The 8,348-nt window shown below is 47.2% G+C and carries 10 protein-coding genes; 5 read left to right on the top strand and 5 right to left on the bottom strand.

The features are described from left to right. Positions 1–423 precede the first annotated feature (423 nt). From PHU49_11350 to PHU49_11340, 3 genes are all read right to left on the bottom strand, one after another. Positions 424–834 carry a putative toxin-antitoxin system toxin component, PIN family gene (locus PHU49_11350; GenBank protein MDD5244599.1) on the bottom strand — a complete coding sequence of 137 codons (411 nt, stop codon included), beginning with the start codon at positions 832–834 and terminating at the stop codon, positions 424–426. Further along, positions 831–1,235 (bottom strand): AbrB/MazE/SpoVT family DNA-binding domain-containing protein, encoded by a 405-nt coding sequence (locus tag PHU49_11345; protein ID MDD5244598.1) that lies wholly within the window; start codon positions 1,233–1,235, stop codon positions 831–833. The genes PHU49_11350 and PHU49_11345 overlap by 4 nt, the downstream gene beginning before the upstream one ends. A gap of 416 nt (positions 1,236–1,651) precedes the next feature. Next, a complete protein-coding gene (locus PHU49_11340; protein MDD5244597.1) occupies positions 1,652–2,539 on the bottom strand; it encodes a DNA adenine methylase in 888 nt (295 codons plus the stop codon). An 85-nt stretch (positions 2,540–2,624) separates the two neighbouring features. On the opposite strand from PHU49_11340, the gene PHU49_11335 reads away from it, so the two are divergent. Next, positions 2,625–2,870: a helix-turn-helix transcriptional regulator gene (locus PHU49_11335; GenBank protein MDD5244596.1), complete on the top strand. Its 246-nt coding sequence runs from the start codon at positions 2,625–2,627 to the stop codon at positions 2,868–2,870. Next, entirely contained in the window at positions 2,860–3,723 is an 864-nt protein-coding gene (locus tag PHU49_11330; protein ID MDD5244595.1) for a hypothetical protein, read from the top strand. The genes PHU49_11335 and PHU49_11330 overlap by 11 nt, the downstream gene beginning before the upstream one ends. 890 nt (positions 3,724–4,613) lie before the next feature. On the opposite strand, the gene PHU49_11325 is transcribed toward PHU49_11330, so the two are convergent. After that, on the bottom strand, positions 4,614–5,915 hold the full coding sequence (locus PHU49_11325; protein MDD5244594.1) for a GNAT family N-acetyltransferase: 1,302 nt from the start codon (positions 5,913–5,915) through the stop codon (positions 4,614–4,616). A 106-nt stretch (positions 5,916–6,021) separates the two neighbouring features. Here PHU49_11325 and PHU49_11320 point away from each other — a divergent pair, with 106 nt between their 5' ends. The 3 genes from PHU49_11320 to lgt are packed head-to-tail and all read left to right on the top strand — an operon-like array spanning position 6,022 to position 8,091. Further along, positions 6,022–6,690, top strand: a complete 669-nt coding sequence (locus PHU49_11320; GenBank protein MDD5244593.1) for a hypothetical protein — start codon at positions 6,022–6,024, stop codon at positions 6,688–6,690. Further along, entirely contained in the window at positions 6,683–7,300 is a 618-nt protein-coding gene (locus PHU49_11315; protein MDD5244592.1) for an HAD family phosphatase, read from the top strand. Before PHU49_11320 ends, PHU49_11315 begins: the two co-directional genes overlap by 8 nt. 2 nt (positions 7,301–7,302) lie before the next feature. Then, positions 7,303–8,091 carry a prolipoprotein diacylglyceryl transferase gene (lgt, locus tag PHU49_11310; GenBank protein MDD5244591.1) on the top strand — a complete coding sequence of 263 codons (789 nt, stop codon included), beginning with the start codon at positions 7,303–7,305 and terminating at the stop codon, positions 8,089–8,091. 4 nt (positions 8,092–8,095) lie between these two features. Here lgt and PHU49_11305 read toward each other — a convergent pair. Further along, positions 8,096–8,348: carbonic anhydrase (locus tag PHU49_11305; protein ID MDD5244590.1), on the bottom strand; the 253-nt coding region annotated here is incomplete at its 5' end.

The following is an 8,348-nucleotide window of genomic DNA, read 5'->3' as shown; positions in this document are numbered from 1 at the left end:
ATCCGGGTATAAGACAAAAGGCGGAACAGCTGAGCAAAGACTGTCGCACAAGGAAAGAGCCTGAAACGTATGTGTAAATCAATCAGGGCCAGATGACAGCCTGTTGAAAAACATAAAAAAACTGAAATTCGCATCCATAGGGAGGAGGATTGCAGGGTAACACTATTTTTTATCGATTTCCCTGACAGTAGAATCCAGTTCCAACCCCTTGCTGTTATCCGTGGAATCAATGTCCTCCAAGGCGCTGAAGATTTCATATAGATCTTTCATACAAAATATATGGAATAGGAGGAAAATGGAATAAAAGGGTGGGCATGACGGGAAACAGATGCTGTTCAATGTTCTATGTTCAACGTTCAAGGTTAAGGCTTTCCAGCGAAGGGAAGTTATTGAATAACGAAGGGCGTCTCCCAAGTTACTTGGTCAGGTCGTCTGTAAGTATCTCTTGGTGAACTCTTGCGGTTTGAGGATCTCGATACCTTGAAAACCAGAAACCTTGAGCAGATGCTTGTCTCCGCTCACAATTATTTTACTTCCACCGGCTATTGCACATGCAAGGAACTTGTCATCATCGGGATCACTGCAAACCGGTTCTAATAATCCTTGTGCGTTATATAACTCTGCTTCAACAGTAACCAGGTCAATCATCGGATGCACGTCAATCAAGGGATATTCTTCAGCCAAAATCTTGCCTACCCTGCTGTATTCCGCAAGTATCTCAGGTGAGATCACGAGTTGGATCTTACCATCTCGCCATGCTTCGAGGATACGATGCGGCGGTCCAGTAAAAAAGATACCCGAGATGAAGACATTCGTATCGAGGACGATCTTCACTTTTTGTTCCGGGTCTTTGCAATTGCAGCTTCGATGTCTGATCGTTTCAATCCCGCATCTTTTGCCTGCCTGCGGGCCGTGGCAATCAATGCGTCAAACTCCTTCATGGACGGCCTGGAGATGGATTTAAATATGACCACGTCTTTTTCTCCTACAACAATGAACTGCGCCCCGGCCTTTAAGTTCAGTCGTTTCCGTATATCCTCAGGAATGACGACCTGCCCCTTGGAAGACATCTTTGTGGTTGCCGGATTTGTCATAAAAACCTCCGAAACAATATTCTTACTGGTAAGATTATAACCCGGATGCCTGAACTTCACAAGCCCAAAGACAAAAGAACCCTGCCCTTCGTTTGCTATATTGCAGTTCCTTCCTGCTCTCAGCTTCCTCCCGTTATCCACGGAATCAATGTCCTCCAAGGCATTGAAGACTTCAACCTAGATTTTCCACGTAGGAGAAGCACTTGTGTCGGGATGTCCCCGCAAACACGCTCATTACGCTCCAGCGGCTCCAATCGCTCGCGCTTAAGCTTCGGAACTTTTGCTTACGCAAAAGACCGAGCTTCCTTGCCTCACGACGGTTTGCTAAAGGACATCCCGACACTGTGCTAATGAATTATCCGGGATTAATGAAAACCTCTGACAATCAGTAGATTCCCCCTTGCAAAATATATCGAATAGGAGGAAAATGGAATAAAAGGGTGGGGTATGAGGGGGAACAGAAGCTGTTCAACGTTCAAGGTTAAGGCTTTCCAGCGGAGAGAATTATTTATGTTTTTATGGATGTCTCCCCATCACCCCTGGGGTAAATAAGTCGATTACAATCGATACGTCAATAACAATCTATCCGCTACTATCTCTGATTCTAAGGTTTGACCGCCCATTTGAAACCGGCGAAGCATGGACCGCCCGACATTGACAAAGATCTCTTCCTCGAAGAGACCTTTTGGAATGGGGAGATCGCAAACTAAATCTCCTGACTTCTTTGTGCCATCAATACTTAAGGCTACATAAACACCCTTTGATTTACACTGAATAATCTCTTCGCACAAATCTTCCAACCTAAATTGTTGTCCACCATAAAGAATAGATTGGCTGTGCTTATATGGTGGATCACAATAAACAAGATCACCTCTTTGGGCTTTTCTCATTGCATCACGATAATCCATCACTTCAAAGTCGGCGAGCCTGATCCTCTCGTGCCACAGATCAGTTCGCTTGGCAAAATTATCGGGTGTTATGGGCTCGTGTACCCCGCATGGCGTTGACATATAGCCGTCAAGTTGACGAAAACGCACTACTCCGCCATAACAGCAGCGACACAAAAATAAAAGGTCAGCTCCGTTTGGAGCACGATTATAGCAAGCTTTTATCCGTTCATAGCCTTCTCTCTTATAATCTCCATGAGCTATTTGCCAACGTTCCCTGTACCATGTCTTTACCTTTTCTGGGTTAACCTTTAGCGTGTGCCATATCTCTATGAGCGGTGCAAATAAATCCGAGGCAAGGGCATTGCGTGGCGCAAGAGTAGCCAAAACCCCGCCACTTCCCACAAATGGTTCAAAGTAGCGCCCGAATCTATCCGGAAATAACCCTACGATCTCATGTGCGAATCTTTGCTTATTACCGATCCACTTCAATAGTTGGATGGTAAATGGCCTGATGTATTTGTGGGGGGCATCATTAAAAAGCACTTCTTGTATCATCGAGGTTATGCCTCCTCCGTAGTCTATACCGCATAATCATATCCCAATTTGGGATATTGTACAACATTATTCTATATTAATACAAATGGTCAAAAAAAGTGCAACAGATAAAAAGAAGGTAAGAGATCTTCTTCGCCAGCTTCGTGAAAAGGCTGGACTTCGTCAAATAGATTTAGCCGTGCGCCTGAACAAGCCGCAATCCTTTGTAAGTAAGTATGAGTCCGGGGAGAAAACCTTGAACTTCTTAGAAGTAAGAGAAGTATGTCAGGTTTTGAATATCCCCATGGCCGAATTTGTATCTCAATTTGAGAAGCAGGCAAATGAAAGCTGACCACAGATTCGCGAGTCTGCCAAAATCCTTTTGGGCAACCGTGAGGAGCCTTAGTCAAAAAATAGGGTACACGGTGCGACGTGAAAACCAAGTCAAAATACCTATTGTAAAAGAAATTCGCCAGGCATTTGAAGATTTACATCTGAATCCCGAACACATCGGTAACACCGATAACCCAACAGAGTTTGGGAATACCCTGCTTGCTTACTACGAACACCGTGCCAACGTTCTTAACAACTTTGTTGAACCACGCCTTATGGATGTAAAACGAGCAAGGTTAGAGTTCGAGGCCCTGAAGAAAAAACTTAAGCCGCGGTGCCCTTTGCCTTTGAACAAGCAGAAAGGCAAAAAGAAGACACCTGCCTATTTTACCGGCATTATCAATATGCTGATTGAAGCGTATTCAAATGGTTTATCCTGCGACTATGATCCCCGGGAACTTACAACCGTCACAAAGGACGGTTCCCCAATTCGAACGTTAGCGCGACGTGTAGACGGCGCTTTCCCTGGAGCCGTTAACCCCGTTGCTATATGGGAAATCAAGGAATACTATCACACGACGACATTCGGTAGTCGGGTAGCTGATGGCGTATATGAAACTTTGCTGGACGGGTTAGAATTGGAAGAGCTTAGAGAACACGAAAAGGTGAAAGTCTTTCATTATTTGATGCTTGATGCTCACTACACGTGGTGGGACTGTGGTAAATCATATTTGTGCCGGATCATCGACATGCTTCACATGGGCTATGCGGATGAAATCCTGTTCGGTTATGAAGTTGTCGAACGCCTACCAGATCTTGTAGAAAGCTGGGTAAATCTCGTTTCAGAGACAAACAAGCAGCCCCAACAATAAACTTACAGCGGATCGCGTATCTCACCCAATAAAGTGGACACTCTCGACTAACGATAAGAAAGGAGTGTACAACGGAAACAGGGAGAATGCTGAAAAATGAGGGCGACATTGTGCCGTGGAGCTACTCCATTGCAATCCGTTATTCTTGTATTCTTGTTGCTGGGACTGCGAAGCCTGTGCACTTGTAGCTGAAGAAAAAAGCCGGAAGGAGCTTTATTGCTCACTTTTGTTCGCAATGAAACCGTACCATTAGCGAGCCTCGAGCACTGCTTGATGGCCACCCATGTCGGTTTCTCCATGGGTACCCGGCTGATGGTCGTGCCGGCCAGGCGCGGTTTCTTGCCAACGTTGCTCGACTTCGCTTGCAACGAAACCTTACTCGTTGCCTGAGCGAACAGAGCGAGTTCGAGAATTAAACCCGGATACCTCGTGAGAGCATCAGTGTCGGACTTTCCTTAAGCAAATCGTCGTGAGGCGAGGAAGCTCGGTCTTTTGCGCCAGCAAAAGTTCCGAAGCCGAACGCGAGCGACATAAACCAGCCCACACCGTGGGTGAGAAGGGGTGGCTCCACGGACTTTGTTCGTGGAGGGGGCGACGTGAGCCCCAGAAATAGCAAGCCGCTGGAGCGGAATGAGCGCGTTTGCGGGGATAGCCCGACACCGATGCTCATCCTAATACCGAATTGCCTTCATTCATACAGCTTCGTTGCCTTCGTCGTCATCGACTCGACGTACTGAAATGTACGCCTCCGTCGCCTCCTCCTCGTCGCCTCGCTTTATTTTTGAATGCAACTCGGTATAAGTGGAAAATCCGTGATTGTTCCATGATAAGCAATAAGGAGCGAAAGGGAAGCAGGGATCGTTCCGGCGAATTAATGATTGTGTGCTTTATTATTTGATTTTCTTTCCAAGCACTATTGACGTTTCGATCTGGCGGTCGGGGATGGACCAGTATTTGCGGAGCAGCCCGTCTTTGTCGGGCATGACCTCGTAGCCGTGTTTCTTGTAAAAGTCTATCGCCCAGGTGGCCGCCTTCCATGTGCCGATGAGAAGCCATTCGGTATCGACCTGCTTTTCGATGAACGCGAGGAGCTTCGAGCCGATCCCTTTTCCCTGGTGCTCCATGCCCACGTACGCGTGGCGTATGAGGGTCGCATCTTTGATGCGCTCTTTCCCCATGACGCCAAGGAGCTTCAGATCCTTCCTGTAGCCGTAAAAGCGCATCCTGCGCATCTCTCCCGTCAGCTCCTCCATCGGCATGTAAGGCTCATGATAGCGATCCTCCGGGATCACACCCCTGTACCGTGTTGCGCCGTCGTTGACTACTTTGAAGACCTTTTCTTCGTCCCTTGCCTCGAATATCCCTTCCTTCCAGAAGCCGAAGAGGTCGTAGGCATTCCGGAAGCCTATGCGGGACATTGCCTTCTCGTCGCCCACGAGATAGTAGATCACATCGTAATTCTTACGGATCCCCGGAACAGCGGGGAAGTCGGTGCCGAAGAGGTACTTGTGGCTGAACTTCGCCATGGACGGAAAATACTGGAGCAGGTTCTGCGGAGGCAATCCCGACACGTCGATATAGACGTTCTCAAGGCTTTTCGCGAGGAATTCCGCTATCTGGTACCAGAAGACGCGGCCGCCGTGGGAGAGGATGACCTTCATATCAGGGAAATCGCTGATCACGTCATCAAAGGTATAAGGGTCAGAATAGCGCACCTTTGAGCCCTTGATGAGGCTTGTGCCTGCGTGGAAAAAGACAGGCAACCCTGTTTTCTCACAATGCTCATAGATGGGGTAGAGCCTTTGGTCATTGGCGTAAAAGAGGCCGTGGATGGGGTGTATCTTGAGCCCCCTGGCGCCCTTCTTCAACTGGTCTTCAAAGGCGCCCGCAAGGTCGTCATGGTAGTTAGGGTTGAGGTTCGCGATGGGGATAAATTCAGGATGTATGGCGTTGATCTCGAGCGCCCTTTCAAAGGGCATGACCCCTGCGGTATGGGGTGAATATTCGGGGATCAGGATACCGCCGAAAACTCCCTCCCGCTTTATCACATCCCCGTATTCCCGTGACAGCTGGTTCCCCGCTTCGTCGTATATCTCGGGCGCGTAGGGACCGGCGTCCATCCAGAGCCGTTTTGCCGGATCAGTCCATTCATGCATGTGGCCGGCATGAATATGGACGTCGATGATATCCATACACTTCGTTATATAGTATGGGAAAAGCTATGGCAAGAAAAAAGGAAATTCCCTTCATTCATATTTTTATTGAAACAGGATTTCCTGTATGTGTTAATTGTACACTATGGCAACGACCATTGACCCGGATCGTGACCACAGGTTTTACATGCTTGGCGTGATCCACAGGGATACAAGGAATCCCGTGCTGCTCCCCCGGTGGATTGCCCATATCGGGCCCGATATCATTACCCTGGAATTTTCACAGTACGGGCTGATGTTCCGGAAAGAAAATCGTGACAGATATAAAAAACGTATTGACGAAGTCCTTAAAAAACTGAAAAATGATAAGAGATCGTATAATGAAGCTGCTGTGGAAAATCTGGAATCTTTCATGAACATGCCAAACGAATATGAGATCGTTTCCGAATATTCCATTGAACAGCATATCCCGTTCTATTTAATTGATATGGATCTCTTTTCTTACTTAAAATTACAGAAGGCTGAAGAATTGTTTGACGCAGACAACATCGAGAGGCTTTTGACTGGTACCGATGCCGGGAACGGCTCCTGTGAGGCGGCAATGGCGCGGCTCTTTTTTAATTCCGGTTTAAAGAGCGTCCCTTATGACGAAGAGATGTATGTCCGTGACAAATATATGGCTGACAGGCTGACTCTTCTGATGAAACACTCTCCCGATAAGAGGTTCCTCCATATTGCAGGCTGGAGGCATCTTGAAGATCCCTATCATCTCTATGCCCCACTGAACCCCCTGAAGGTATTTCCCTATGATTAAGTTGTTTGTTTTTGATCTCGGCAATGTGATCCTCCCTTTTGAACACAGGCAGATCGTGTACAAGCTCCATGAGGTGTCCAGGGTAGCAGGACGGTTTTCTCCTGATGAGATCTTCAGGTATATGTTTGATATGGAGAACGGTCTCATCAATGCCTATGAAGAAGGCTTGATGTCTTCCCTCGATTTTTTTGTGAAGTTGAAGGAAAGGTATAAGCTTGAGATAGACTTTGAGGAATTCAAGGATATATGGAACCCTATCTTCCGGGAAGATCCCGAAGTGAATGATATCATCCTCTACCTGAAAGGCAAAGGATATCCTCTTTTTCTTCTCAGCAATACGAACGAGCTTCATTTTACCTATATCACGGAGCTCTACCCGATCGTGCATTTAATGGAGGAGTGGATACTCTCCTTCGAGATCGGTGCAAAGAAGCCGAAGCAGAGGATATATGACGAGATCTTCAAAAGAACGGATGTGAAAAGAAGCGAAATCCTGTTTATCGATGACATAAAGCGATATGTAGAGACGGCAATAGGTTTTGGTTTGCAGGGAATTGTTTTTAAGCAAGCCGGTGACTTGTGGAAGGTGATAAAGGAGAATCTGATATAACAATGATCAAATATCCTCACATAGATCCCGCGATTATCAAGATAGGACCTTTTTCACTGCGGTGGTATGGCCTCATGTATGTTATTGGTTTTGCCTCTTCGTACCTGCTGACCATTTACCAGTTGAAAAAAAGGGCCCTCAAGATCGAACGGACCAGGATAGACGACCTCTATTTCTATCTCATCGTCGGGCTTATCATCGGCGCGAGGCTCGGATACATTCTTTTTTATAATCTACCGTTCTATTTCAAAAATCCTTTGGAAATATTTGTTCTCTGGCACGGCGGGATGTCTTTTCACGGGGGACTCATAGGGGCCTTTGTTGCCGGATATATTTATATAAAGAGGAAAAAGCTCGATTTTTTTCTGATCATTGACCTTATAATCCCTACCTGCCCTATCGGTATAGGGTTCGGCAGGCTCGGCAACTTCATCAACGGTGAGCTGTTCGGAAGGCCCTCCGACGTGCCGTGGGCCATGATATTTCCTAATGGCGGCAACGCCCCGCGTCACCCGTCACAGTTGTACGAGGCCTTTTTTGAAGGATTCCTTCTCTTTGTAATACTCTGGATTTATAAGGATATGAAGCGGCGCGAGGGCGATGTCTTTGCCCTGTTCCTGATCCTCTACGGATGTTTCAGGATCTTCTGTGAATTTTTCAGGGAACCGGATGTCCAGATAGGCCAGATCCTTGGCCTTTTCAGCATGGGACAGCTTTTAAGCGGCCTGACGATCGCAGGCGGATTGTTCCTGAAATACTACTGGCTGCCGAAAAAAACAGCACGCACCTGAAATCTTATACGATCTCCACCAGCCCGGTGTCGATATTGTAATATGCGCCGACGACCTTGACCTTTCCCGCCCTGACCAGTTTCGCAAGGATAGGCGCTGAAGTCTTTACCTGTTTTGCAACGAGTTCAACATTTGCCCTGATGGCATTGTCCGTAAGATCGCCTTTTTTGCCTTTTGCCTTTTTTACCGCGGGGGCGATTGCCTTCACGATACCCCCGATGTGTCCGTGCGCCTCTCCGCCCTGTACGGTAGCGGTG

The sequence above is a fragment of the Syntrophorhabdaceae bacterium genome (assembly GCA_028713955.1).
In the GTDB taxonomy this organism is placed as follows: Bacteria; Desulfobacterota; Syntrophorhabdia; order Syntrophorhabdales; family Syntrophorhabdaceae; genus UBA5609.
The sequence above is the reverse complement of the archived record's forward strand: the minus strand, read 5'-3'. Positions and strand labels throughout refer to the sequence as shown.